A 26,332-nucleotide genomic window follows, 5' to 3' on the forward strand; every position below is an offset into this window, starting at 1 on the left:
GAGCCGGATCAGCCGGCGGGCCGGACGCGGCGATGGACCTCGTCCACCCGCTCGGTGAGGCCCCTGCGGTCGAGGTGTTCCAGCAGCGGCACCGCGACCCTGCGGCTGGTGCCGAGCGCGCTCCTGGCCTGGCTGACCGTGAACGGCTGCGGCAGCCGGGCCAGCAGCGCCGCCGCACGTGCGTCGGCGCCCGGCGCGAGCACGACGCCCTCGGCCACCCGCAGCAGCGCCCCGGCGCGTACGGCGGCGGCGAGCTCGCGCGGCCCGAGCCCCAGCGCGGCCAGCCGCCCGGCGTCCGGCGCCTGGAACGGGGCCGTGGCCAGGTCGTCCAGCAGGGCCCGCACCGCCCGGGCGACGGGGGCGGGCAGCCCGGCCGTCCCGGCCACGACGCGGCCCGTCGTGGTGATCCGTCCGTCGGCCACCGTCAACGGCGGCCGTACGAGTGCCGTGACGAGCCGGCGGTCGGGCAGGCCCAGCTCGTGGCGGGCGGCCTCCACCGGCATCCCCGGCTCCAAGGGGTGGTCGGCGGCGTATCGCCGCACGACCTCGGGCAGCCGGGTGGACAGCGCCGACCAGTGATCGGGGTCGGCGTGCCAGCCGGCGGCCACCGGCCGCCCCTCCGGCGGGCAGCCCATCGCGGTCAGCTCGCCGTCGCGCAGCAGCAGGTGCGTACGCAGGAGGGACGCCGCGTCCGCCGACGCGTCCGCCAGCGCCTTCGCCCGCTCCCTGGCCGCCCCCCTGCGGCGCAGCTCCGGGGGACGCACGTCGAGCACGGTCGCCCGCGCGAGCACCCGCAGCTCGTCCTGCCCCCGGCCCGGGTCGCGCAGCAGCAGCGTGTCGCCCAGGTGCAGGGGAAGCGGCCGGGACAGGCGCAGCCGGGCCGCCGCCCCCTCGGCCTCGGCGCCGAGCGGCCGCACCTCGCACGGCACCGACGCCGAGCCGATGTGGGCGGTGAGCCGCGCCGGCAGCGGCCCGCGCGCGCCTTCCGCCATCGTCACGCGCACGTCGGCCAGGCTCGTCGCCGTCCAGGCGCCGGGCGTGACGAGGGCGTGCCCGCGTTGCGGCGCGATCCGACCGCGCAGGTTGAGCGCCACCCGCGCGACCCCGGTGACCGACTCGACGTGCTCCTTCAACGACTCCAGGGCGCGCACCCGCACGGGCTCGCCGTCCAGCTCCAGCTCGTCGCCCACCACGACGCGGCCGGCGGGCAGCGTGCCGGTCACGACGGTCCCGCTGCCACGCACGCTGAACGCCCGGTCGATCCACAGCCGCACCGGAGCCCGCGGATCGGGCGCGGGCAGCGCCGCCACCAGCCGGTCGAGGGCGGCCCGCAGCCCGTCGAGGCCCTGGCCGGTGCGCCCGCTCACCGCCAAGGCCTCCACCTCGCCCAGCCCGGCCTTCACCAGCCGCTCGCGCGCGTCCTCCAGGACGGGGGCGGGGTCGGCGAGGTCCGCCCGGGTGACGGCGAGCAGGCCGTGCCGTACGCCGAGGGTGCGCAGCGCGACCAGATGCTCCTCCGACTGGGGCATCCACCCCTCGTCGGCGGCGACGACGAACATCACGGCGGGCACCGGGCCGACACCGGCGAGCATCGTGCCGAGGAACCGCTCGTGCCCGGGCACGTCGACGAACGCCACCCGCTCCCCGGAGGGCAGCGTCGTCCAGGCGTAGCCCAGCTCGATGGTGAGCCCACGGCGGCGCTCCTCCGCCAGCCGGTCGGGCTCCATCCCTGTCAACGCCCGCACCAGCGTCGACTTGCCGTGGTCGACGTGTCCGGCCGTGGCCACGACGTGCATGCGCGGAGCCATCAGGAGGTCGCCTTGAGGACGGCCGCGAGGACCTCGCCGTCCCGGTCCGGCGGCACGGCGCGCAGGTCGAGCAGCAGGCGGCCCCCCTCGACCCGGCCGACGACCGGCGGCTCGCCGCGCCGCAACGGTGCGGCCAGCCGTTCCGGCAGGCTCACCGCCATGCTCGGCAGGCGCACGCCCGGGGCTCCGCCGCCGCCTACGGTCGCCTCCGCGCGCACGGCCGCCGCGTCCACACCCGCCTGGCACAGCGCCTCGGCCAGCGCCTCGGCCCGCTCCCCGAGGGTGATCGGATCGGCGTGGAGAGCCTGCCGTACGGGGGGCTCCGGGCCGCGCAGCGTCGCCTCGAGCGCGGCCAGCGTCAGCTTGTCCACACGCAGCGCGCGGGCGAGCGGGTGCCGCCTGAGCCGTTCGACCAGGTCGCGGCGGCCGAGCAGCAGGCCCGCCTGCGGGCCGCCGAGCAGCTTGTCGCCGCTCGCGGTGACCAGGTCGGCGCCGGCCCGCAGCACGCTCGCGGCGTCGGGCTCCTCCGGCAGGAGGGGATCGCGTTCGAGCAGCCCCGAACCGATGTCGACCACAACGGGCACGCCCAGCCCGGCCAGCTCGGCCACCTCGACAGAGCCGGTGAAGCCCTCGACCCGGAAGTTCGACGGGTGGACCTTGAGCACGAACCCCGTCTGCGGCCCGATCACGTCGCGGTAGTCGGCCAGGGCGGTGCGGTTGGTCGTGCCCACCTCGCGCAGGCGCGCGCCGGTGGACACGAGCAGGTCGGGGATGCGGAACCCGTCGCCGATCTCGACCAGCTCGCCCCTGCTGATCACGATCTCCCGCCCGGCGGCGAGCGCGGTGGCGGCCAGCACGAGGGCGGCGGCATTGTTGTTGACCACGTGGACGCCTCCGGCGTCGGGCACGGCCCGCGCGAGCGCCTCGATCGCGCCGCGTCCCCGCCTCGCCCGCGCTCCCGACGCCAGGTCGAACTCCACGTCGGTCGCCCCCGCCGCCACCGCCACCGCATCCACGGCGGCCGGGGACAACGGCGCGCGACCCAGGTTCGTGTGGAGCAGCACGCCGGTCATGTTGATGACAGGCCGGAGGCTCGTGGCATGGCGCGGCAGCGTCGCCAGCGCGACGTCCGCGACGTCCTCCGGTTCGATCTCGCCCTGCCGCACCCGCTGCTGCGCGTTCACGACCGCGTCCTTGACCGCCGGACGGCCGAGCCGCTCGACGGCGGCGATCAGCCGCGGATCGGCCAGCACGGCGTCGGTGCGCGGCACCCGCCTCCGTGGATCCACACTTCAAATTACAGCGGCGGTGCCCCGCCCACCCCGGCCTGCTCCCCCGCCGCTCCGGCGGGTGACACCCTTCTCCCGATTTCGGCGGTAACGGCGGAGTCCTCGTCCGCGAGTCCCTGGTGACAGCCTCGGGAGGAGAGCCCCATGGATGCGCAGGACCACGCCGCCGCCGGTCCTCGCCGGGAACCGGCGGTCCAGGCCGGGACAGCGAACGGACGCGGCGTGCTCGAAGGGGCGTTCCACCTGCTCGACGTCCTGTCGGCGGCCGAGGAAGGAGCCGGTCTGTCCGAGCTCGCCCGCGACGCCGGCATTCCGAAGGCGACCACCTATCGCCTGCTGCGGCAGCTCGCGAACCTCGGCGCGGTGCAACAGCATGGGCAGCGCTACTTCGTGGGGCAGCGGCTCGCCCGCCTGGGCGGCTCCTGGCACCCCGACCCGCGGCTGCGGGCCGCCGCCCGCGAACCCGTGCGCCTGCTGTCCGCGCTGACCACGACCGTCGTGTTCCTCACCGTGCTGGAAGGGGACCGGGTCAGGGTGATCACGGCGGCGCGGGGAGAGATCAAGGAGGTGCCGCCGGTCCTGCCGGGCTCCGAGCTGGCCGAGGCGACCGCCGCGGGCCGGGTGCTGCTGACGCAGAGACCGGACGGCGACGCGGTGCCGCCGGGGTTCACGCTCGCCGAATGGCGGCGGGCCCAGGCGTCCGTCCGCCGGTCGGGTTCGGTCGCCGTCGATCACCAGGAGGTCCTTCCCGGCGTCTGCTGCGTGGCCGTACCGGTCCGGCACCCGGACGGCGAGATCGTCGCGTCGATCAGCGCGCTCGCGGTGCGACCGGCGGTGCCGGCCGGACTCACCGAACTCGTGCTGCGCGCGTCGCGGGAGATCACGCGCAACCTCGGCCGCACCTGACGCCCGTTCCGATGAGTGGACCGCGCCGCGGATGTTCTGCAGGGCGGCGTCGCCGGCCACGGCCTCGCGAACCGCGTCAATCCCACGTCCCTGACCGGCACCCTCGCGAAGGAGCCCCGGCTACTCCTCGGCGAACAGGTCGGCGGCCGAGGTCGCGGTGATGGCTCGCCGTGCCCACTCGTCAAGCCGCTTCAAATCCGTGCACTCCATGATGAACTCGCGGTCGTCTTCGTCGACCGGGATCCCCCGCGCCTCCAGGATGGTGAGCACCGCCCTCGCCTCGCCCTGTGCGCGACCGGCTTCGAGGCCCTTGCCGTAGTGCATCTTCGCGAATGGGCTGTAGACCGGCCAAACAGTGGACTCCATGAGTGCCTCCATCAGGTGTCGGGCGGACTGCGACGCCATCCGATATCCATACTCATGGTTATCAGTTGTTTGCAATAAGTAGTCGCCGTCTTGACGAGGTCCGCCGTCAACAATCCGGTCAGATGCCGCAGGGATTCCGGCCTGCCCGACGTCGTGATCGTGATGGTGTACGAATGCGGAGCGCCTGAGGATGTGGGGCCGGCCGATCCACTCGTCCGCTCCGCCCCGGTCGACGGGGCCCCACCCGGCAGACCCACCGCGTATCTTCCGGCAGATTCACCACAGATCGCTCGGCAGATCCACCACAACTACTGCGGCAGATCTACCACGGAGGTACCGGCAGATCTACCACCGATCTGGCCACTCACCCTATCCTGAGCTGGTGGACGTCGATGAGCTCACGCTCTATCCCAGGCGTGTGGAAGTCATGGCACTAGAGGCACTGACGGACACTCGCGTAGTCGTGATCAACGGTGCCCGCCAGGTCGGCAAGAGCACTCTGGCGAAAGCGATCGTGCGACGCTCGCCCGGGGCTCGCGAGATCTATCTCGACGAAGCCGCCGTACGTTCGGCCGCGCGGAACGATCCGGACGGCATCGTGCGCCACGACGGGCTTCTGCTCATCGACGAGATCCAACGCGTTCCCGAGCTGCTTCTGTCGATCAAACGCGTGGTCGACGCGGATCCGCGGCCTGGACGCTTCCTACTAACGGGATCCGCCCGGCTTCTGGGCCTGCGAGACCTGCCGGACGCACTACCCGGCCGGTCGGAGACGATTGAGCTGTGGCCGCTCTCACAGGGCGAGATCGAGCGAAGCCCGGATGGTTTCGTCGACGCCGCCTTCCAGGAAGGGCCTGACCTCAAGGTCCCGAGGACGCGCCTTCGTCGGGCCGACTACGTGGACCGTGCACTGAGAGGAGGCTATCCGGAAGCAGTCCACCGGCCGACTCACCGGAGGAGGGCCCGCTTCTTCGAGTCGTACATCTCGGATCTGATCAATCGTGATGTCAGACAGGTCTCCGACATCGAACGCCCCGCCGACATGCGTCGCCTGCTCAACGTCCTGTGCGGCCGGATGGGCGGCCTGGCCGTGATCGACAACATCGGCCGTGATCTGGGGCTGCCGCACACCACCACCAAGCGGTATGTCGATCTGCTCGAACTCGTATACGTGATCCGACGAATACCGGCGTGGTCCTCCAACGCCACCACTCGCGCGATCGCGACGCCGAAGCTGCTGGTAGTGGACTCCGGTCTCGGGGCTCATCTCGCAGGGCTCACTCCCGCCCGCGCCACGGACTTCACCGCCCCGGTCGGGCCTCTCCTGGAGAACTTCGCTCTCGGCGAGCTGGCCCGCCAACTCACCTGGACCGAGGAACCTGTCAGGCTCTACCACTACCGAGACCGCGATGGAGTGGAAGTCGACGGAGTGCTGGAGAGGGCATCCGGGGAGATCATCGGCATCGAGGTCAAGGCGGCGGAGACCGTTCGCGGCGAGGACTTTCAAGGGCTTCGGAAACTCGCTCGCAAGCTCGGCGACCGGCTGATCGCCGGATACGTCCTCTATGCGGGTCCGGAGGCGCTCCCCTTCGGGGATCGGATGCGGGCGCTTCCGATGTCCGCGTTGTGGGAGGTGGGGCCGGAGGCCTGACGGGGGGGAAGGCGAAGGGTGAGCGGAGGTGGACGGGAATCGAACCCGCCAGGCCGAGGACCTCGGCCTCGTCGGTTTTGAAGACCGCGGGGACCACCAGGCGCCCACACACCTCCAGGGAGAAACCTAACCGGAACGGGGTAGGGACCGGGGCGGCGCCCCGTGTGGCGGCGTGGCGGACGGACGACGCGAGAACGGGTGCGGCATGACCGATACGGCGGAGCGGGCCGGGATCCGGCTGACCCAGCAGGCGCACGGAGGCGGCTGCGCCTGCAAGATTCCCCCGGGCGAGCTGGAGAGCATCGTGGCCGGGCTCGTGGCCCCCGACCCGTCGGCGTACGCGAACGAACTGGTCATCGGGCTGGACGACGGCGACGACGCGGCCGTGGTCAGGATCGAGGGCGGCCGGGCGGTCGTCGCCACCGCGGACTTCTTCACCCCCGTCGTGGACGACCCGTACGACTGGGGGCGGATCGCGGCCACCAACGCGCTGTCCGACGTGTACGCGGTGGGCGGCGAACCGGTCGTGGCGGTGAACCTGCTGGGCTGGCCCAGGGAGAGGCTGTCCATGGACCTCGCCAGGGAGGTGCTGCGCGGGGGCCTGGACGTGGCGCGGGCGGCGGGCTGCCACGTCGCGGGCGGGCACAGCGTGGACGACCCCGAGCCGAAGTACGGCATGGCGGTCACCGGCCTGGCCGACCCGGACCGGCTGCTGCGGATCGACGCGGGCCGGGCGGGGACCCCGATCTCCCTCACCAAACCGCTCGGCGTGGGCGTGCTCAACACGAGGCACAAGGCGACGGGCGAGGTGTTCCCGCAGGCGGTCGAGGTCATGACGACGCTCAACCGGGACACCTCGCGGGCGGCGCTGGCGGCCGGGGCCGGGTGCGCGACCGACGTGACCGGGTTCGGCCTGCTCGGCCACCTCTACAAGCTCGCCAGGGCAAGCGGCGTCACGGCGGTGGTCGACGTGGCGGCCGTGCCCTACCTGGAGGGCGCGCGGCAGGCGGTGCGCGACGGCTACGTCAGCGGCGGCACCCGCCGCAACCTGGACTGGGTGCGCCCCCACCTCGACCCGGGCCGGTGCGGGGAGGAGGACCTGCTCCTGCTGGCCGACGCCCAGACCTCGGGCGGCCTGCTGGTCGCCGGCGAGGTCCCCGGCGCGCCGATCGTCGGCGAACTCGTCCCGGCAGGGGCCGCCGCGATCCGGCTCGCCTGACGCCGCCCGCGCTCACCGGTGATCCCCCGGGCGGTCACGTGGTAGACCCGGGACATGCGACCTGAGCCCGGCGAGGTGCTGCATTTCTCCGAGGACCCCGAGATCACCCGATTCGTTCCGCACGTCGCCGCCACCGCGCGGCAGCCGGAGGCGTACGTCTGGGCGGTGACGGCCGAGCGCTGTCCCGACTACTGGTTCCCCCGCCAGTGCCCGCGGGCCATGGCCTGGACGACCCCTGGGACCACGGACGACGACCACCACCGGATCATCGGGCCGGGCTGCGGCCGGCGCGTCCACGCCATCGAATACGGCTGGCTGGAGGCGTTCCTGACCGTCCGCCTGTACGCCTACCGCTTCCCGGCGGAGAAGTTCGTCCCGTTCGGGGAGCCGGTGCCGAACGCGGTGGTCGCCACCGAGCCCGTCGAACCCCTCGGGCCGCCCGAACCCGTCGGCGACCTGCTGCGGCTGCACGAGGAGAACGGCATCCAGCTCAGGCTGCTGGACAACCTCTGGCCGTTCTGGGACGCGGTGACCACCAGTTCCCTCGGCTGGAGCGGCATCCGCCTCCGCAACGCCCGCCCCCGGCGCCCACAGGCCACTCCTTGATCGCGACGATGAGGATCGGGGCTCCGCGGCGGACGGCACCAGACCGAGTCAGCGGGGTTTGCCGAGTGACCACAGGGATGCCGCCATGAGGAGAGCGGTCAGCCCGCCGCAAATCATGACGGTGGAGACCGAGAAGGCGTCGACGACGCGTCCGCCGAGGAACGCGCCAAGGGCGAAGGTCGCCTGGAAGGCAGAGGTGAAAGCGACCGTCGCGGCTTCGGGCGTGCGAGGGGCGGCGGCGATGAACGATGCCTGCGAACAGACGGGTACGCCTCCATAAGCCAAGCCCCAGACCACGAGTGACACCACGGCGCCGATGGTTGTTCCGCCGGCCGAGGGCAGCAGCAGGGTCGTGACCGCGATCAGGCAGCCGCAGGTCACGAAGGTCGATCGCAGCCGCGTGACTGTGCCCTTGCCTGCCAGGAAGTTGCCGGCGATTCCGGCGATGCCGTACGCCAGCAGGATGGCGCTGACGGCGGTGGGAGGCAGGCCGGTGACGTTCTGGAGGAAGGGTGTGACGTAGGTGTAGGTGCCGAAATGGGCCAAGACGATGAGGAACGTGGCCAGCAAGGCGATGGCGGCACCCCGGGTGCGCAGCAGGTCGAGCAGGACGCGAGGGCTGGTGACCTGATGGGCGGGCAGCGGCGGCAGCAGCAGTATCAGGGCCACAAGGACCAGGAGTGCCGGCACGGCCAAGACCAGGAAGGCGGTCCGCCAGCCGGCGACGTTGCCGATGAAGGTCCCAGCCGGTACGCCGAGCACGGAGCCCAACGGCACGGCCGAGAAGATCACAGCGGTGGCGGCGCCAACGGCGTGCGGCGGCATCAGACGGCCGGCCAGCCCGGCCCCGATGGACCAGAAGCCGCCGATCGTGAGGCCGACGAGCACCCTGGAGATCAGCACGATCCAGTAGGAGGTCGCCACTGCGGCCAGCACATCGGCTGCCGCGAGCACCCCCATGAGGACGCACAGCATCACACGGCGGTCCAGGCGCGCGGTGGTCAGTGTGACGGTAGGCGCGGCGACCGCGGCGACGAGACCGGGCAGGGCCATGGTCAGCCCTGTGGTGCCGTCGGAGATGCCGAAGTCGGCGCCTATGGCGGGCAGCAGGCCGATGGGCAGGATTTCGCTGGTGACGATGGCGAAGATGCCCAGCATGAGCGAGGTGACGGCGAGCCAGCCGATGAGAGGCGAGCGGGGCCGGGTGAGCGTGGTGGTCGACATAGGTCCGTTCGGCCAGGTGCGGGTGGAGGGTGTGCACCCAGCCAAGCAGTGAGGAGGCAGCGGGCACCGGCACGTTTCGGACGTGACCAAACACCTTGCCGGCGGTGGTCGGCAAGCCGGGGCGTCCAGCGGGCATCGTCGTCACGCCTCCGCAATGCCCGCCTCCGCAACGCCCGCCCCCGGCCGGCGTAGCGGAGCACGTCAGGCGTTGTTGAGGTAGGTGAGGACGGCGAGGACGCGGCGGTTGTTGTTGCCGTCGTCGGTGATGCCGAGCTTGCCGAAGATCGAGGTCGTGTGCTTGCTGATGGCGCTCTCGCTGAGGAAGAGCCGCTGGCCGATGGCCTGATTGGACAGCCCCTCGGCCATGAGGCCCAGCACGTCGTGTTCGCGTTCCGTGAGCCGTTCGAGCCGCCGGTTCGACGACCCGCTGGACAGCAGTTTGGCGATGACGGCCGGGTCCATTGCGGTCCCGCCGCCGGCCACCCGCTCCAGGGCGTCGACGAACTGATCCGCGTCGAACACGCTCTCCTTGAGGAAATAGCCGATGCCGCCGGTGCCGTCGGCCAGGAGTTCGCGGGCGTAGAGCTGTTCGACGTGCTGGGAGAGGATCAGGATCGGCAGTCCGGGCACCCGGCGGCGGACCTCGAGAGCCGCCCGCAGGCCCTCGTCCGACTGGGTCGGCGGCATGCGGACGTCGACGACCGCGACGTCCGGCCGCTGGGTCAGCAGCACGTCGAGCGTCTCCGGCCCGGTGGTCGCCGTCGCCACCACCTGATGCCCGTACGCCTCCAGGAGGCGGACCATCCCGTCGCGCAGGAGGTAGAGGTCTTCGGCTACAACGATTCGCATGGCACGACCATTCTCACGTGGGTCGGACCGCCCGCCGGACTCGTGATCTCCAGGGTGCCGTCGAAGACCGCGAGGCGGCGGCGCAGCCCGTCGAGTCCGCCACCCGACCGCACCTCGGCACCGCCCGTGCCGTCGTCCGCGACGTCGACGACGATGCCTGCGCCGGTGCCGGTACTGGTGCGGGCGATGGAGATCCCGGCGTGGGTCGCGCGGGCGTGCTTGGCCGCGTTGGTGAGCAGTTCGGCGACGCCGAAATACAGGGCGGACTCGATCGGCGGATCCGGGCGCGGCCCGAGGTCGGCGCTGACAGCGGTTTCGAGAGGGCTGTCCAGGGCGAGAGCCCGGATGGCGTCGACGAGCCCGCGCTCGGTCAGCACCGGCGGGCTGATGCCCCTGACCAGGTCGCGGAGCTCGGCCAGGGACGCGGTGGCCCCTGCTCGCGCCTCCCGCAGCAGCGCCTTGGCCCGGTCGGGGTCGGTCTCCATCAGCTTCTCCACGGTCGCCAAGGAGATGCCGAGCGCGACCATGCGCGCCTGCGCTCCGTCGTGCAGGTCCCGTTCGATGCGCCGGATCTCGGCGGCCTGCGCGACCGTCGTGTCCGCGCGCTGGGCCGTCAGCTCATCAACGCGGTCCGCGAGCGCCATCGCCGGCGACGGCCGCAGCAACCGGACGGCCACCGGCCGGACCGGCCGCCAGGCGTACGGGGCGGCGCCGATCGCCACGGCCACGCCGAGCACCCCGATGAGACGCATGGAGGGTTCCGGGTGAGCGAACCCGACGACCGCCGCCACGACTCCGGCCGGCGGGACGGCCGCGATCACCCCCAAAGTGAACGGAGCGATCACCGCGAACCGCAGGTCACGCCAGGTGGCGGGATCGCTCCACCAGAGCCGCATCCTCTGGTCCCGGCGAGCGTCGCGGCTGGTGCGCTCGTAGGAGAATCCGTTCCACCAGTACCCGGTCGACATGCGCACCACCGGCGCGGCCTGCCGATATCCGGGGGGAATGACGGTGCCCGTCCACTTCGCCACGATCGAGCGGGTCATCCGGCAGATCGGGCGCGACAGGGCGAGCGTGCCGACGCACGCCCACAGGAGCGGCGCCAGCCCGGGCCACGGGTTGCCGCCCCACCACCACATCCACAGCCCCGCGGCGGCGGCCCACACGGCCGGGACCAGCATGCTGACGACGAGCACGACGCACGCTCGCACGAACCCTGCGGCGGCACTCACCAGCCACGACACCAGCTGTCGCATGAGCCTTCCTTCGTACTCCACGACCCCGGTTTCCGAGGCGTCCGGCGATGCGCCCGGTCCGGGCCGGTACGGCGTGATGTTTCCACTGTGTACCGCACAGAGCCCTGCGCCCAGCCGATCGCCCCCGGAGTGGGTCTGGCCCCACCCCCGCGTACGTCCAGACGCATACCGCCCCGCCCGTGCCCTCCCTAGCGTCGAGACCACGACGAGAAGGAGGAGAAAGACATGAGCACCATCGACGACTCCCGCACCCACGAGGCCTTCGACCTGGCGAAGAAGTGCGTCACGCTCTCCGGCATGATCTGCGGCATCACCCTCGCGACGGTCGCCGTGCTGTCGATCGTCGATCAGCCGGGAACCACGTTCATGTGGGCCCGGGCCGTCATACTGCTCGCCATCGCCCCGATGCTCCACCGGACGATCGTGCGTGCTTCGCAGGGATCGCGGCGCAGCTTCGAGCGCATGCGCGTCATCACGGTCACCATGCCGATCGCGATCATCGGCGTCGACCTGATCCCCGGCATCTGCCCGGCGTGGTACGCCGTGATGCAGGCCATGAGCGTCCTGCCTCTGATCGCGGTCGCCTTCATCCTCAGCGGACCCGGACCCCGCGCCGCTTTCCCCAAGACGCGGTGAGCACCCGGGGGCCGCGGCGCCCGGCCGGCGAGCCGGACGCCGCGACCGTATGCGTCAGGCCGGCGGGGTGACCGCTCGGCCGAGGTGCCGGGCGAAGAACCGGACCGCGCTGTCGGCCTCGAACCTGGGCAGTTCCTTGTGCCTGCCCGCGTTGGCGTGCAACGTCTTCTCCTTCGAGGCGAAGGCGTCGAACAGCGCGAGAGCGGCCTCGCGCGGGATGTGCTCGTCGTCCCACTGCATGTCGAACTCGATCGGGACGGTGATCTGCTTCGCCTTCTCGACCAGGACATCGGGCCAGTGCTGGCCGAAGACCGCGGCCGTGATCCTGGGTTCGACCGCCACGAGCGGTATGCCGATCGCCGTGCCCATGTTGATGCCGAAGTAGCCGACCGGCCCGTCGGCGCCGATCTCGGGAAGTTCCTGGAGCGCGTCCAGAGTCGCCCGCCATTCGGGCACGGCGAGCTCCGCCAGGTGGGCGTTGTAGCGGACGACGATCGGTCCTTCGGGCTCGCCCGCCGCCCTCGCCCGGAACAGCTCGGCGATCTCCAGCTCGTCGTGCGCAGTGCGCGGCCGGTCGCCGTGACCGGGCGCGTCGATGACGGCGACGTGGAAGCCGCAGCCGGTCACGAGGAGGCGGGCGCGGCCGGCCATCGCCGGATGCTTCTTGTGATTGCCGCCGCCGTGGCCCATCAGGACCAGGGGCGCCCGCTCGGCGCCGGGAGCCGGCGACCAGAGAACTCCGGGGACGTCGCCCACGGTGAAGTCGCGTTCGACCACGCCGTTCGAGGACGACTCGGCGGTGAACTGCAGAGAGTGCACAGGTGTTGCCTTTCGGGAGAGCCTTGTTGTCGAGGCGCTCCCGGCGACACCTATGTCGGTCGCCCGGCCGTGGTGGGAAGGGGGAGCACCCACGTCGATCCTGCGTTCATGGGTCTCACCTCCTCGGGCGGGTCACGGTCACCGGCACGCTACCAGGCTCGTCGATCGTCTCTCGAACCCTTTTCAGCGGCCGGGGACGGAGGCGGGGCGGCCGGCGTCGAGGCGGTCGCGCTGCGGCACGACGGTGTACCTGGGGTCCTTGGCCGAGGCCCTGCCCGCCTCCAGCACGCCGAACCGGGTGCACAGGGCTCCGGCCGTGATCGCGAGCCCGGACAGCGCGGTGAGGGCCCGGCTGCGCCCGGCGACCGTGGCGAGCAGGCCGCCGCCGAGGGTGAGCGCGCGGGAGGCCCGCATGAGTCTGCCCGCCCTGCCCTCGCGGTACGGCTCGCCGACGAGACCGAGGCGGCGCTCCATCAGCCCGCCGGCGACGATCTCCGTCATGGCGCCAGCCGCCGCCGCGGCGCGGGCGGGCCCGGCCAGCGCCCGGGGCGTGGTCAGCATCAGGGCCGCACCCGCGGAGGCGAGCGCGCTCCCCGAGAACAGGAACGGCAGCTCCCGCATCCCCTCGTGCCACGACGGCACGGCGGTGTCCGCGAGAAGAACGGCCGTGTACGTCGCCATCGCCACGCCGCTCAGGCCGCTCGCGACCGACGCGGCGTCACCCGCGAGGGGCAGCAGGCCGGTCACCGCCGAACCCGCCGCGACGCCGGTCAGCCCGCTGTGGGCGGCCAGCGTCCACGAGCCGACGCTCATCGGCGAGGTGAGCTTGAACACGCGCAGCATGTTCAGGAAGCGCATCGGCCTGCCCAGCTCGGCCACCAGGAAGACGGTTCCGGCGCTCGCCCCGGCGAAGGCGGCCATCCGAGCGGCCAGTTCCAGCCGATCCCGCCCGGTGAGGCGGGCGGCCGCCGCCATCGCGCCCGCCGCGCCCGACATCCCGCCCAGGTAGAGGTACGCCGGCATGTGGGGCTCGTGCCAGATGGGCGGCTTGAGGACCGGCTGGCCGTAGTAAGACCGGAAATCGGCGTCCGGCACCATCTCGTCCCGGCGCCTCGGCATCAGGTCCCCCCCACAGAAACGATCACGACTTCCTCCCGGCGAAGCACACGGCCACACCGGCGGCGAGGGCGAGCGCCGCGCCGCCCGCCCAGCGCCACATCGCGGGCAGGTCCCGGGTGGTCACCACGGGATCCGGCGGCAGGCCGTACGTCTCCGGCTCGTCCAGCAGGAGGAAGAACGCGCCCGTGCCGCCCACCCCGTTGTCGGGATCCGCGCCGTACAGCCGGGCCTCCGTCGTGCCCTCGGCGTGCAGCCGTTCGACCCGTTCCTCGGCCCGCTGCCGCAGCTCGTCGAGCGGCCCGAACTGGATGGACTTCGTCGGGCACGCCTTGGCGCAGGCGGGCTCCATGCCGCCGCGCAGCCGGTCGTAGCAGAGCGTGCACTTCCACGCCCGGCCGTCGTCCTCCCTGCGGTCGATCACCCCGTACGGGCAGGCGGGCACGCAGTAGCCGCAGCCGTTGCAGACGTCGGCCTGCACGACGACGGTGTCGAACTCGGTGCGGAACAACGCGCCGGTGGGGCAGACGTCGAGGCAGGCGGCGTGCGTGCAGTGCTTGCACACGTCCGACGACATCAGCCACCGGCCGTCCTGCTCGACGAACGCCACATGCCGCCAGGTGCTCGCGCCGAGCGCGCCGGTGTTGTCGTAGGAGGTGGCCCGGAACACGAACCCGTCGTCGGGCACGTCGTTCCACTCCTTGCAGGCCACCTCGCAGGCCTTGCACCCGATGCAGACGGTCGTGTCGGTGAAGAACCCCATCCGCTCAGCCATCGCGATACCTCTCGATCAGGTCGAGCAGCGCGGAGCCGCGCGGGCGCCGCCCCGGCAGGACGTCGCAGGTGCCGGCCTTGCTCTCCTGGATGTAGACGTTCGGGTCGAGCACGATCGGCAGAAGATCGTTGACGACGTCCCCGGTGACCACCCCGCCGCTGCTGTATCCCCAGTGGTACGGCATGACCACCTGGTGGACGATCCGGCCGTTCAGCCGCAGGGGCCGCACCCGGCCGGTCACGAGCACGCGCAGCTCGATCGCGGTCCGCGCGGTGACGATCGTCGCCCAGGCGCCGTTCTCCAGGCCGAGCTCCTCTGCCATCTCCCGCGACACCTCGCAGAACGCCTCCGGCTGGAGCTCCGCGAGGTAGGGCAGAGGCCTGCTCATGGCGCCCGTCGTGTGGTGCTCGGTGAGCCTGCTCGTCGTGTAGACGTACGGGAACCTGGGCGACAGCTCCGGGTTGTACGGGTTCTCCGGGCGGTCGACGGTCCGGCGGGCCGGGTTGGCCTGCTGCCCGTACAACGCGTTGCGCACCGGCGACTCGTGCGGCTCGTAGTGGGTGGGCAGCGGCCCGTCGGACAGGCCGGACGGGACGTACAGCCAGCCCCTGCCGTCCGACTGCATGATGAACGGGTCGGTCCCGGCCAGCGCGTGCTCGGCCTTGGCTCCCTCGGGCGGCACGTAGCCGGGCGCCTTGTCCTCCTCGAAGTCCGGCACGTCGGGCCCGGTCCACTTGGCGCCGTCCCAGTAGACGTACTTCTTCCGTTCGCTCCACGGGCGGCCCTGCGGGTCGGCCGAGGCGCGGTTGTAGAGGATGCGCCGGTTCGCCGGCCAGGCCCAGCCCCAATCGAGGGCGACCGGTCCCTGCTCGGTGTGCGGCGTGCGCCGGGCCGCCATGTTGACCCCGTCGGCGTACACCCCGCAGTAGATCCAGCAGCCGCAGCTCGTCGAGCCGTCGGGCTTCAGCTCGCGCAGCGACGCCAGCAGGCGGCCGTCGGCGGCCGTGCCGTTGATCTCGCGCAGGACGGCCGCGGCGTCGGGGTCGCGCTGCGCGCCGATCTCCGGGTAGTCCCAGGTCAGCTCCCTCGCCGGCCGGTCGATGTCGTCGTCGCCGAGCCGCTGCCTGATCCGCTTGCCCAGGTGGTAGTAGAACCACAGGTCGCTGCGGCAGTCGCCCGGCGGGTCGAGGGCCTTCTCCCGCCACTGCAGCAGCCGCTGGGTGTTGGTGAACGTGCCCTCCTTCTCCACGTGGCTCGCGGCCGGCAGGAAGAAGACCTCGGTGCCGATCTCCTCGGTCCGCAGCTCGCCCGTCTCGATCTCGGGCGCGTCCTTCCAGAACGTCGCGGTCTCCACCAGCATGAGGTCGCGGACCACCAGCCAGTCGAGGTTCGCCAGGCCCAGCCGCTGCGCCTTGCCGTTGGCCGAGCCGACCGCCGGGTTCTCGCCGATGACGAAGTAGCCCTTGACCGTGCCGTCGATCTGGCCCATCACGGTCGCGTAGTGGCCGTGGTCGCCGGTGAGCCGCGGCAGGTAGTCGAAGCAGTAGTCGTTGGCCTCCGTCGCCGCGTCGCCCCACCACGCCTTGAGCAGGCTGACGACGTACGCCCGCCGGTTGCCCCACCAGCCGGTGTCGGCGCCCTCCTGTTCCAGGTAGTGGTCGAGGCCGTCGTGCCGGTGGGCGTGCGGCATCGCGATGTATCCCGGCAGCAGGTTGAACAGGGTCGGGATGTCGGTGGAGCCCTGGATGCTCGCGTGCCCGCGCAGCGCCATGATGCCGCCGCCCGGGCGGCCCATGTTGCCGAGCAGGAGCTGCAGGATCGCGGCGGCCCTGATGTACTGCACGCCGACCGAGTGCTGCGTCCAGCCCACGGAGTAGACCCACGCCGTGGTCCGCTCCCGGCCCGAGTTGGCCGTGACCGCCTCGGCCAGCTCGTGGAACCGCTCCGGCGGGATGCCGCACAGCTCCTCGACCATCTCCGGGGTGTAGCGCGAGTAGTGCCGCTTGAGGATCTGGTACACGCACCGCGGGTCGGTCAGCGTCGGGTCGCTCGGCGGCGTCGCGCTCGCGCCGGCGCCGCGCGCGCCGTACGAGTCGGACCCCGCCGCCTCCGCGTGGCGCCTGCCGCCCTCGGTCAGCTCCTCCTCCTCGGGCACGTCGCCCTCGTACGCCCAGGTCGACGGGTCGTACCTGCCGGTCTCCTCGTCGAAGCCGGAGAACAGGCCATCGAGGTCCTCGGTGTCGCGGAAGTCCCTGTTCACCAGGGTCGCGGCGTTCGTGTACGCGAGGACGTACTCGCGGAAGTCGAGCCCATTCGACAGCACGTGGTTGATCAGCGCTCCGAGCAGCACGATGTCGGTGCCGGCGCGGATCGCGAGATACCTGTCCACGGTCGCGCTGGTCCGGCTGAAGCGCGGGTCGATGTGGAAGACCTTCGCGCCGCGCGCACGCGCCTCCATCACCCACTGGTACCCCACCGGATGGCACTCGGCCATGTTGGAGCCCTGGATGACGATGCAGTCAGCGTTGGCCAGGTCCTGCTGATACTGGGTCGCGCCGCCACGCCCGAAGCTGGTCCCCAGACCGGGGACGGTGGAGGAGTGTCATATGCGCGCCTGGTTCTCGACCTGGATCGCGCCGAGGGCGGTGTAGAGCTTCTTCATCAGGTAGTTCTCTTCGTTGTCGAGCGTCGCCCCGCCCAGGCCGGCGATGCCCAGAGTCCTCCTGACCTCCTGCCCCTCGTGCGTCTGCTGCCAGGTCTCGCGCCGGGTCCGCACGACCCGGTCGGTGATCATGTCCATCGCGGTCTCGAGGTCGAGCGGCTCCCATTCGGTGCCGTGCGGCCTGCGGTAGAGGACCGTCGTCTGACGGCCGGGATGGGTGACGAGCTGCTTGCTGGCCGATCCCTTCGGACAGAGCCGCCCGCGCGAGATCGGCGAGCCGGGGTCGCCCTCGATCTGGGTGACCCTGCCGTCCTTGACGTAGACGAGCTGGCCGCAGCCCACGGCGCAGTAGGGACAGACGGAACGCGCGACCGTATCGGCCCCCTCGACCCGGGGCCGAAGAGCGTCCGTACGCGCCGAGCGCGCCGCCTGCCCTCTGCCGTCCTCTCCCTTGAGCTGCCGGATCACCGGCCAGCGGGAGAGCCATCCAGCACCCACGACGCCTCTGATGCCCCGGTGATGACGGTCTAATCATGAGAAATCACCGTGTCTTCCGCCGCCTGCCGTGCCGTGACCGCGTGGAGGTAGCCGCGGGCGAGCGCGCGCCGCCCGGACGAACGGTGCAGCTCGCCGAGCAGCCGCCGCGTGGCCGCCTCCCCGCTCCGGTCGCCGAGCTGCCGGAAGATCGCCAGCGAGCTCTCCAGCCGGGCCGAGCCGTGCCGCCAGTCACCCCTGGCCGCCTGGAGCCCGCCCAGGCCCTGCATCGCGTACGCCGCGCAGTGCCGGTCGCCGAAGCCCTCGAATATCGTCAGCGCGCGGCCCTGGGCGCGCATCGCCCGCCCGGTCTCCCCCGCGAGGTCGTGCAGGCGGCCGATCTGGAGCGACACGCAGCCCTCCCGGTGGGCGTCGCCGAGCTCCCGCGCCATGCGCAGCGCGCCGCCGAGCCAGTCGGCGGCACCGTCCAGGTCGCCCGCGCTCAGGCAGGTGCGCCCGAGCGCCTGCCGGGCGTACGCCTCGCCCGACCGGTCGTCCAGCGACACGAACATCCCGAGTGCCCTGCGGAAGTGCCGGGACGCGGCGGCCCGGTCGCCCCGGAACTGGCCGACCGCGCCCAGCCCGCAGACCGAGACGGCCTCGCCTCTGACGTCCCCGAGCGTGCGGAAGAGCACCCGGGAGCGGCGGAACATGCCGGCCGCCTGGGCGTACCTGTCGTGATACAGGGCCACCTGACCGAGTCCCCGCAGCATGGCGGCCTCGCCCGCCCGGTCTCCGGCGGCGCGGGCGGCCTCCAGGGCGACGCGGTGGGTCTCCGCCCAGGCGCCGAAGTGACAGCGCAGGTCGAAGTAGGGCACGAGCGCCGCCGCCAGGCCCCAGGCGGCGCCGGCCAGCCCCGCCTCCGCGGCCAGCCGTACGGCCTCGACCAGGGTCTCGTGCTCGGCGCCGAACCAGGAGACCGGATCGGCGGCGACCCGGCGCAGGGCGTCGTCGGGCAGCCGCCAGCGCCGGGCGGCGGGCGAGGCCAGCCGGAAGACCGTGGTGGGCAGCCGGGCCGTGGCGTGTTCCGCGGCGGCCGTCCAGCCCGCGACCACGCGTGCCAGCGCCGGCATGTCCACCTCCCCCGCCTTGTCCCTGGCGTCGACGCGCAGCAGCTCGGGCAGCCGGTATCGGGGCTGGCCGAGGAGGTCGGTCCCCACCGGGCGCAGCAGGTTCGCGTCGACCAGCACGTCGGTCACGTCGTCGCTGCGGTGCCGGTCGAGCACGGCGTCGACCACCCAGCCGGGCAGCGGCCGGGTGCCGAGCAGGCCGAGCGCGCGGAACGTGCGCGCGGCGTCGTCGGGCAGGAGGCGATAGCTGCGGTCGAAGGACTCCCGCACCTCCAGGTCGCCGGCGCGCAGCTCCGCGAGCCTGAGCGTCTCGTCGTCGAGCCGCCGCCGCAGCACGGCCGGGGACCAGCCGGGACGGGCCGCCAGCCGGGCCCCGGCCACCCGGATCGCGAGCGGCAGCCGGCCGCAGGCCCGCACGATGGCGGCGGCCTCCTCCGGCTCCCGCTCCAGCCGCTCCGCGCCGACGATCGCCGTCAGCAGCTCCAGGGCCTCCGCCTGCGGCAGGACGTCCAGGTCGATCCGGGCGGCCCCGGGCAGCTCGGTGATGCGGCGCCTGCCGGTGACGACGACGGCGCTGCCGCCGCCCGGCAGCAACGGCCGCACCTGCGCGGCGCCCGCCGCGTCGTCGAGCACGACCAGCATCGGCCGTTCGGCGAGCAGCGTGCGGTAGAGCGCGGCGCGCTCGTGAACCGTGGGCGGCAGCGGCTCCGCCGCGCCCAGCGCGCGCAGCGCCTCGGCCAGCAGCTCTCCCGGCTCGACCGGCGACCAGACGCCGCCGCTGGGCGAGACGGCCCCGCCGGACTGCGCGGTGTTGCCGGACTGCGCGGTGTTGCCCGGCTGCGCGATGTTGCCAGGCTGCACGGGGTTGCCGGGCTGCGCGATGTTGCCAGGCTGCGCGGTGCCGCCCAGCGACAGGAAGAGCTGGCCGTGGGGGTACGCCTCGCGGACGGCATGCGCACAGCGCACCGCGAGCGCGGTCTTGCCGACGCCCGGCGGCCCGGTGACGACGGCGACGCCGCCGGGGGCGAGCGCCCGGGTCAGCTCCGCCGCCTCGGCGGTCCGCCCGGTGAAGTCCACCAGGTCCGGCGGCAGCTGACGCGGCACGACGGGGAGAGCGGGGTCGGCCGGGGAACCAGAAGCGCCATGCGGCGACGCGCCGCCGGAAGGGCCGGAAACGATGGCGAGTGCGGGTTCGGTGGGGAGACCGTGCGGGGCGGGCGGTCGTGGGGGCGGCTCTCCGGCGAGCACGGCCTCGTGCGCCCGGCGCAGCTCGGGGCCGGGTTCGACGCCGAGTTCGGTCACGAGGTGCTCCCGGATCGTGCCGAAGGCGCGCAGCGCCTCGCCCTGCCGCCCCGACCAGTGCAGGGCCAGCATGAGCCTGCGCCACAGGTCCTCGCGGAAGGGGTGGTCGGCGACCAGGGCGCGCAGCTCCCCGACCGCCTCGCCGTACTCTCCGGCCGCCATGAGCAGCGCGACCAGGTCTTCGGCGGCGCGCAGCCGCGCCTGGGCGAGCCGTTCGAGCCTGCGGTCCCACAGCGACCTGCCGGGCAGGTCGGACAGCGGGACGCCCTGCCACAGCGCCAGCGCACGTGCCAGCAGGTCGGCCGCCTCGTGAGGCCGGCCCCGCGCCCGGCACTCCCGGGCGGCGGCCACCCGCTCCTCGAACAGCAGCAGGTCGAGCTCGTGCGGCGGCAGCTCGATCGCGTACCCCGACCCGAGGGCCCGGATGCGGGCCGGGGCCCGCCCGAGCTCCGCGCGCAGGGCGCTCGCGTACGTGCGGAGGTTGGCCGCGGTCGAGCGCGGCCGGTGGTCCGGCCACAGCACCTCGGCGAGCTCGTCGCCGCCAACGGTGCGGTTGGCGTGGAGGAGGAGGGTGGCCAGGAGCATGCGGGGTTTCGGCCCGCCGAGCCGTGGCGCCGTGCCCGGCAGGCGGACCTCCAGCGGACCGAGCACGCTGAACGTGGGCTTCTCGACTGTCATGACCGCGTTGCTCCCCCTGTCGAAGGACCGGTTCGCCATGACTCGCCCACCCTTTGTACCGAATTCTTGATGTTTTTTGTGCGGCAGATTCCGACTCTTTTTGGTCATGAGACTCAAATCGCTTGTCACGGCGGGCCTCGCGGTGGTCCTCGGCCTCGCGGTCGGCGCCGCCACCGCCCCGGCGGCCTCGGCGGCGGGTGCGCGCCCGGACTTCCAGATGCCGTTCCCCTGCGGTCAGGTGTGGACGGGCAACTCCAGCGCCAGCAGCGCGCACCAGTCGTACGAGATCGACTTCAACCGGGGCAGCACGGCCGACGCCGACTACGGCGACACGGTCGTGGCCGCGGCGGCCGGCACCGTGGTCATCTCGGCCCACCAGGGCTCGACGAACGGCTTCGGCAACCTCATCAAGATCGACCACGGTGGCGGCTGGTTCACCTACTACGCCCACCTGAGCGTGCGCTCGGTCAGCGCGGGAGCCCACGTCAACCAGGGCCAGAAGATCGGCGAGGTCGGCAACACCAGCAAGCCGGGCAACAACATCGCCCCGCACCTGCACTACGAGGTGCGCACGAGCGACACGTCCTACCCCGCCAACATCCAGAAGGCGGTGTTCAACGGGGTCACCTTCGGCTACCCCGCGCAGACCGTGACCTCGCACAACTGCGGCGGCACGTCGGCCAACCCGTACACCCCGCAGGAGGTCTGCGGCAGCGGCTACTCGGTGATCGACTCGGCCGCCCTCGGCACGGCCGGCACCGTCTACCTGCTCTACAACTCCGGCAACGGCTACAACTGCGTCGTCACGATGAAGAAGACCTCGCTCGGCACGGCCACCGCGACCACCGCCTACCTGGAGGTCCAGGGCAAGAGCCGGGTGACCGACTCCGGCAGCTACGGCTACTACGCCGGACCGGTACGCGCCTCGGCCGCCGGCACCTGCGTCAAGTGGGGCGGCAAGGCCGGCTCGTCCACCTACGACAGCGCCTTCGAGCACTGTGGCTGACCCTCACCGGCTAACCCCCATGACCGGATCCCTGATCGTCCGCGCGCCCCGGCGCACTGCCCTGATCGCCGTGGGCGCGGTGACGCTCCTGCTGTGCCTGGCCGGGCTCGTCCCGGCCGGGCAGGCCTCGGCCGCCGAGGGCCCGCTCGCCACCGCCTTCACGCGGGCGGCTGCGGCCCACGGCGTGCCCCGCGACCTGCTCGTCGCGCTCGCCTACGCCGAGACCCACCTCGACGGCCATGACGGCAGGCCGAGCGCGAGCGGCGGCTATGGCGTGGCGCACCTGGTCAGCAATCCCACGCTGCACACCCTGGAGGAGGCGGCACGGCTCACCGGAGCGCCGGTCGCCTCACTCAAGGCCGATGACGCGGCCAATGTGGCGGGCGCGGCGGCCGTGCTGCGGGCCGGGGCCGACGCCCTGGGCCTGGACGCCGCCGCCCGCGCCGACGCCGATCGCTGGTACACCGCCGTCGCGCGCTACGGCGGGGCGAGCACGCCCGAGGTCGCCCGGCTGTACGCCGACGCCGTCTACGACCTGCTGTCGGCCGGGTTCAGCGCGCGGACGCCGGCGGGCGAGACGATCACGGTGGCCGCCCGCCCGGCGCATCCGGACCGGGGAGCCCTCGCGAACGCCCGCGACCTCGATCAGCCGGAGAACCGCACGCTCGCCGCGGCGGCCGTCGACTACCCCGGCGCGACGTGGGTGGCGGCCAGCAGCGCCAACTACGCGGTGTCCGACCGGCCGGCGAGCGACGCGATCGACCGCATCGTCATCCACGTCACGCAGGGCTCATACGCCGGGACGATCTCCTGGTTCCAGAACCCCGCCGCCCAGGTCTCGGCGCACTACGTCGTGAGGTCCTCCGACGGCGCGATCACCCAGATGGTGCGAGAGAAGGACCGGGCCTGGCACGCGGGCAACTCCGACTACAACCACCACTCCATCGGCATCGAGCACGAGGGATACGTGGACGACGCGTCCTGGTTCACCGACGCGATGTACCGCTCCTCGGCGGCCCTCGTCCGCTCCGTCGCCGCCCGGTACGGCATCCCCACCGACCGGTCCCACATCGTGGGGCACTCCCAGGTCCCCGGGTCCGACCACACCGATCCCGGGCCCTACTGGGACTGGACCACGTACATGAGGTACGTCACGGGCGGCGGCGGAACCGGGAACCCGTACACGCCGGAGCAGGTGTGCGGCAGCGGCTACTCGGTGATCGACTCGGCCGCCCTCGGCACGGCGGGCACCGTCTATCTGCTCTACAACTCCGGCAACGGCTACAACTGCGTCGTGACCCTGAAGAAGACGTCGCTGGGCACGGCCACCGCGACCACCGCCTACCTGGAGGTCCAGGGCAAGAGCCGGGTCACCGACTCCGGCAGCTACGGCTACTACGCCGGACCGGTACGGGCGGCGGCGGCCGACAAATGCGTGAAGTGGGGCGGCAAGGCCGGCTCGTCCACCTACGACAGCCCCTTCGAGCACTGCGGCTGACCTCTTCCGGCATCCGTCCGAAACACGACCCGGGGCACGACCCGGGCACGATTCGGGGCAACGACCAAGGGCCCCCGCGCGCCGCACCGCGCGGGGGCTCTCCGATGGAGTTCGAGAGATCTGTGAGAGCGTGGGCCTCACGGGGTGTAGAGCCCGCAGGGAGGGCAATAAGGGCCTGATCCGGCACGCTTCGTGGGCGATCCATCGCGCCCGCGGAACCACCCTCACACAGAGGACATCGATGAGCGATCAGCCGCCCGAGTGGGCGAAAAATCTTGAGAAGGCGGCGATCGAGGCGGCCAGGACCGTCGAACGCGCCGGCCGGGCACTCGGCAAGGCGGTGGAGCAGGCAGGGCGCACCGCCAAGGCCCAGGCCGCGATGGCGGCCGCCTACCAGGCCGACCTGGAAGCGCTGGAGAGGGTGCTGCGGGCCCTCCCCGCGGAGCAGGTCAGGGACATCTCGGCGGCCGCGGCGGTCGTCACGGCGACCGCCGACCAGGTGCTGGCCCAGACGCCGAAGGACGATCTTTGAGCCGGTGCGGCTCCGGCCCCGAATCGGCGGGGCAGGAGTGGCGCGCCGATATCCACAGCCTGTGGACGGCCACCCGAGGCTGCGGTTTTCCGCACCCCTGATGTGAGGCGAACCGGAGGAGGCCCGGCGGCGCCCCTCATGGTGACCGCGTCGCCCGGCTTCTAGCGTCATCGGCATGGAAACCGCGGAAATCGGAGGGATCGCCGGGTGGGCGATGGAGCTCACCGAACGCCTGGGCGCGCCGGGCGCGGGCGTCGCGATCGCCCTGGAGAACCTGTTCCCCCCACTGCCCAGCGAGGTCATCCTGCCGCTCGCCGGGTTCACCGCCGCGCGCGGGGACATGAGCCTGCTCGCGGCGCTCCTGTGGACGACCGCGGGCTCCGTCGTGGGGGCGCTCGCGCTGTACTGTGTGGGCGCACTGCTCGGCCGGGAGCGTACGGTGGCCATCGCGGCACGTCTGCCGCTGGTCAAGATCTCCGATATCGAGAAGGCGGAGGCGTGGTTCGCCCGGCATGGTGTGAAGACGGTGTTCTTCGGGCGCATGATCCCGATCTTTCGCAGTCTGATATCGGTCCCCGCCGGTGTGGAACGCATGCCGCTCGGCACCTTCCTCCTGTTCACCACGCTCGGCAGCCTGATCTGGAACACCGTCTTCGTGCTGGCGGGTTATCTGCTCGGCGAGCACTGGCACCTCGTCGAGGACTACATGGGGATCGTGTCCAAGGTGGTGGTGGCGGCCGTCGTGCTCGTCGTCGCCCGGTTCGTGGCCGTACGGCTGCGGGAACGGCGCGGCCACGGACGCCATGCCCGTTGACCAGCCGCTCCCCGGGCAGGCTCGCCTGCCGCCCAGAGCGGCGCCAACCGCCGCGAAGGAGCCGATGAACGTCGCACGCGCCCTCAGGATCCTCGCGGCGCTGATCATCGGCACGCTGACGGCGGTCGTCGAGCTGGCCGGCCTGCTGGTGGCCGCGCCGCTGGCCCTGCTCTGCCTGCCGCATCCCGCCGCGCGGCGCGCCGGGGAGCGCCTGCTGCGGGCCGTGGCCGTGCCGCTGGCCCGGGCCGAGATCCGCAGGCTCGGACTGCTCGGCGGCCTCGACGTCACCGTCGGGACCGGCCGGGTGGCCGGGTATCTCGCGGCCCGATGGCCGGTCGGCCTGCTCGGCGGACTCGTGCTCTTCCTGCTGGTGGTGGGCGTGAGCACATCGGTGCTCTTCGTGTGGGGCTGGGCGCACGGGGAGAACCCCGACGGCATCCCGCCAAATCCCGGCATCCTCAGCTATTTCGGGGTGGCCGGGATCGTCCTGCTGTTCCTCGACATCATGGGCATCCAGGGCGTCGCCGCCCTCGAACTGCGGGTCGCCCGGCGCTTCCTCGGCCCCAGCCCCACCGAGCTGCTGGAGCGCCGCATCGACGAGCTGGCCAGGACCCGCGCCGGCGTCGTGAGCGCGGTCGACCAGGAGCGGCGCAGGATCGAGCGCGACCTGCACGACGGCGTGCAGCAGCGGCTGGTGGCCCTCGCCGTGCTGATCGGGCGGGCCCGGCGGGGGCGCACCCCGCAGCTGCGCGACGACCTGCTCCACCAGGCCCACGAGGAGGCCCAGGAGGCGCTGCGCGAGCTGCGCGAGGTCGCCTGGCGCGTCTACCCGGCCGAGCTCGACACGCTCGGGCTGCGCGAGTCCCTGTCCGCCGTCGCCGAGCGGGCCGGGGTGCCCGTCACGGTCGCGTACGGCCTGACCGCGCACCCGCCCACCGAGGTGGAGACGGCGGTCTACTTCGTCGTACGGGAGGCCGTGACGAACGCCGCCAAGCACGCGGCGGCGGGGCAGGTGCGGGTGGAGATCCTGGAGGACGGGGACACGATCGTCGTACGCGTGCGCGACGACGGGCGGGGCGGCGCCGACCCCGGTGGAGGCGGCCTGTCCGGGCTGGCCCGCAGGGTCGCCGCCCTGGACGGCCGGTTCCGGGTGGACAGCCCGCCCGGCGGCCCGACCACCGTGAGCGCGGAGCTGCCCCGCGCGTGACCCCGGGCCGAAGGCCGGACCCCCCGCGGAGAGGTTTCGTCCGGCCACCCGCCCAACACAAGCAACGATCGGCTGTCGTCGGCGTACGCGCGTCGCATGGCCGCCTTCAGACCGGTGACAGCTCGCCGTACGGCGTTATCGTCGGCGGCATGACCGCTCGCTCGCTCGGGAGAACGTGGCCGTTCTAAGGAACCTTTAAAGGTGGCTGAAACCACGCCAGAGGCCGCGATGTTTGCGTTGTCCCCACGACGCCGGCACTCGTCCGGCGCGCTCCGTGGACGAAAGGCATCACGATGATGAAACGCACACGGCTGGTCGTAGCAGCGGTCACGCTCGTCACGCTGGCCGCGACCGGTACGGCCGCGGCGGCCGGTCCGGCCCCGACGCCCGGCGCGGTGCAATCCGGCTGCGCGCCGGTCAAGCCAGGCGGGAGGCCCGAGGCGGGTACGGATGCCGATCTGGCCGCGATCGCGGCGAAGCTCGGAGTGACGACCGAGCGGCTCGACGCC

Annotated in this window: 21 protein-coding genes, 1 tRNA gene and 1 pseudogene; 11 read left to right on the top strand and 12 right to left on the bottom strand. The window is 72.6% G+C overall.

Annotated elements, in window-relative coordinates; genetic code table 11:
• Positions 1-8 precede the first annotated feature (8 nt).
• Both selB and selA read right to left on the bottom strand, forming a co-directional pair.
• Positions 9-1,808, bottom strand: a complete 1,800-nt coding sequence (selB, locus tag ACIBK1_RS00320; RefSeq protein ID WP_231514006.1) for a selenocysteine-specific translation elongation factor — start codon at positions 1,806-1,808, stop codon at positions 9-11.
• The gene (gene selA, locus ACIBK1_RS00325) at positions 1,808-3,097 is read right to left on the bottom strand and encodes an L-seryl-tRNA(Sec) selenium transferase (protein ID WP_396731174.1); all 1,290 of its coding nucleotides are present in this window, start codon (positions 3,095-3,097) and stop codon (positions 1,808-1,810) included. Before selA ends, selB begins: the two co-directional genes overlap by 1 nt.
• Before the next feature lie 144 nt (positions 3,098-3,241).
• On the opposite strand from selA, the gene ACIBK1_RS00330 reads away from it, so the two are divergent.
• Positions 3,242-4,003 (top strand): IclR family transcriptional regulator, encoded by a 762-nt coding sequence (locus ACIBK1_RS00330; protein ID WP_051762021.1) that lies wholly within the window; start codon positions 3,242-3,244, stop codon positions 4,001-4,003.
• Between the two features lie 120 nt (positions 4,004-4,123).
• Here ACIBK1_RS00330 and ACIBK1_RS00335 read toward each other — a convergent pair whose 3' ends face one another.
• Positions 4,124-4,369, bottom strand: a complete 246-nt coding sequence (locus ACIBK1_RS00335) for a hypothetical protein (RefSeq protein ID WP_156081031.1) — start codon at positions 4,367-4,369, stop codon at positions 4,124-4,126.
• A 427-nt stretch (positions 4,370-4,796) separates the two neighbouring features.
• On the opposite strand from ACIBK1_RS00335, the pseudogene ACIBK1_RS00340 reads away from it, so the two are divergent.
• Positions 4,797-5,834: pseudogene (locus tag ACIBK1_RS00340) on the top strand (ATP-binding protein); the annotation flags it as partial.
• 208 nt (positions 5,835-6,042) lie between these two features.
• On the opposite strand, the gene ACIBK1_RS00345 reads toward ACIBK1_RS00340, so the two are convergent.
• A tRNA-Sec gene (locus ACIBK1_RS00345) sits at positions 6,043-6,136 on the bottom strand.
• An 89-nt stretch (positions 6,137-6,225) separates the two neighbouring features.
• On the opposite strand from ACIBK1_RS00345, the gene selD reads away from it, so the two are divergent.
• Positions 6,226-7,239 carry a selenide, water dikinase SelD gene (selD, locus tag ACIBK1_RS00350; protein WP_396731179.1) on the top strand — a complete coding sequence of 338 codons (1,014 nt, stop codon included), beginning with the start codon at positions 6,226-6,228 and terminating at the stop codon, positions 7,237-7,239.
• Between the two features lie 54 nt (positions 7,240-7,293).
• Positions 7,294-7,845: a DUF6886 family protein gene (locus ACIBK1_RS00355; RefSeq protein WP_396731182.1), complete on the top strand. Its 552-nt coding sequence runs from the start codon at positions 7,294-7,296 to the stop codon at positions 7,843-7,845.
• A gap of 48 nt (positions 7,846-7,893) precedes the next feature.
• On the opposite strand, the gene ACIBK1_RS00360 is transcribed toward ACIBK1_RS00355, so the two are convergent.
• The 3 genes from ACIBK1_RS00360 to ACIBK1_RS00370 all read right to left on the bottom strand — a co-directional run bounded on the left by ACIBK1_RS00360 (position 7,894) and on the right by ACIBK1_RS00370 (position 11,174).
• Complete coding sequence (locus ACIBK1_RS00360) at positions 7,894-9,069, bottom strand: MFS transporter (RefSeq protein ID WP_396731185.1); 1,176 nt, start codon at positions 9,067-9,069, stop codon at positions 7,894-7,896.
• A 201-nt stretch (positions 9,070-9,270) separates the two neighbouring features.
• Positions 9,271-9,918, bottom strand: a complete 648-nt coding sequence (locus ACIBK1_RS00365) for a response regulator transcription factor (RefSeq protein WP_076440153.1) — start codon at positions 9,916-9,918, stop codon at positions 9,271-9,273.
• Positions 9,903-11,174 (bottom strand): sensor histidine kinase, encoded by a 1,272-nt coding sequence (locus ACIBK1_RS00370; protein ID WP_396731189.1) that lies wholly within the window; start codon positions 11,172-11,174, stop codon positions 9,903-9,905. The genes ACIBK1_RS00365 and ACIBK1_RS00370 overlap by 16 nt, the downstream gene beginning before the upstream one ends.
• Positions 11,175-11,399: 225 nt before the next feature.
• Between ACIBK1_RS00370 and ACIBK1_RS00375 the strand changes: the two genes are divergently transcribed.
• Positions 11,400-11,810 (top strand): hypothetical protein, encoded by a 411-nt coding sequence (locus tag ACIBK1_RS00375; RefSeq protein WP_396731192.1) that lies wholly within the window; start codon positions 11,400-11,402, stop codon positions 11,808-11,810.
• 54 nt (positions 11,811-11,864) lie between these two features.
• On the opposite strand, the gene ACIBK1_RS00380 is transcribed toward ACIBK1_RS00375, so the two are convergent.
• The 5 genes from ACIBK1_RS00380 to ACIBK1_RS00400 form a co-directional block, all read right to left on the bottom strand.
• Complete coding sequence (locus tag ACIBK1_RS00380; RefSeq protein WP_396731195.1) at positions 11,865-12,629, bottom strand: alpha/beta hydrolase; 765 nt, start codon at positions 12,627-12,629, stop codon at positions 11,865-11,867.
• A gap of 183 nt (positions 12,630-12,812) precedes the next feature.
• Complete coding sequence (gene nrfD, locus ACIBK1_RS00385; RefSeq protein ID WP_396731198.1) at positions 12,813-13,748, bottom strand: NrfD/PsrC family molybdoenzyme membrane anchor subunit; 936 nt, start codon at positions 13,746-13,748, stop codon at positions 12,813-12,815.
• A gap of 22 nt (positions 13,749-13,770) precedes the next feature.
• A complete protein-coding gene (locus ACIBK1_RS00390; protein ID WP_357316569.1) occupies positions 13,771-14,520 on the bottom strand; it encodes a 4Fe-4S dicluster domain-containing protein in 750 nt (249 codons plus the stop codon).
• Complete coding sequence (gene fdh, locus ACIBK1_RS00395) at positions 14,513-17,680, bottom strand: formate dehydrogenase (RefSeq protein WP_396731201.1); 3,168 nt, start codon at positions 17,678-17,680, stop codon at positions 14,513-14,515. The genes ACIBK1_RS00390 and fdh overlap by 8 nt, the downstream gene beginning before the upstream one ends.
• Positions 17,681-17,709: 29 nt before the next feature.
• Positions 17,710-20,766, bottom strand: a complete 3,057-nt coding sequence (locus ACIBK1_RS00400; RefSeq protein WP_396731204.1) for an AfsR/SARP family transcriptional regulator — start codon at positions 20,764-20,766, stop codon at positions 17,710-17,712.
• Positions 20,767-20,872: 106 nt separating this feature from the next.
• Between ACIBK1_RS00400 and ACIBK1_RS00405 the strand changes: the two genes are divergently transcribed.
• The 6 genes from ACIBK1_RS00405 to ACIBK1_RS00430 form a co-directional block, all read left to right on the top strand.
• Positions 20,873-21,772 (top strand): M23 family metallopeptidase, encoded by a 900-nt coding sequence (locus tag ACIBK1_RS00405; RefSeq protein WP_030509717.1) that lies wholly within the window; start codon positions 20,873-20,875, stop codon positions 21,770-21,772.
• A gap of 19 nt (positions 21,773-21,791) precedes the next feature.
• Positions 21,792-23,270 (top strand): N-acetylmuramoyl-L-alanine amidase, encoded by a 1,479-nt coding sequence (locus ACIBK1_RS00410; protein WP_396731207.1) that lies wholly within the window; start codon positions 21,792-21,794, stop codon positions 23,268-23,270.
• A gap of 241 nt (positions 23,271-23,511) precedes the next feature.
• On the top strand, positions 23,512-23,802 hold the full coding sequence (locus ACIBK1_RS00415; protein WP_030509715.1) for a hypothetical protein: 291 nt from the start codon (positions 23,512-23,514) through the stop codon (positions 23,800-23,802).
• A gap of 175 nt (positions 23,803-23,977) precedes the next feature.
• Positions 23,978-24,616, top strand: coding sequence for a DedA family protein (locus tag ACIBK1_RS00420; protein ID WP_030509714.1), 639 nt, complete (start codon positions 23,978-23,980; stop codon positions 24,614-24,616).
• Between the two features lie 64 nt (positions 24,617-24,680).
• Positions 24,681-25,823: a sensor histidine kinase gene (locus ACIBK1_RS00425; protein ID WP_030509713.1), complete on the top strand. Its 1,143-nt coding sequence runs from the start codon at positions 24,681-24,683 to the stop codon at positions 25,821-25,823.
• A gap of 293 nt (positions 25,824-26,116) precedes the next feature.
• Positions 26,117-26,332 (top strand): hypothetical protein (locus ACIBK1_RS00430; RefSeq protein WP_396731212.1); only part of this gene is annotated, 216 nt, incomplete at its 3' end.

The sequence above is a fragment of the Microbispora rosea genome (assembly GCF_044460045.1).
GTDB classification, from domain to species: Bacteria; Actinomycetota; Actinomycetes; order Streptosporangiales; family Streptosporangiaceae; genus Microbispora; species Microbispora rosea.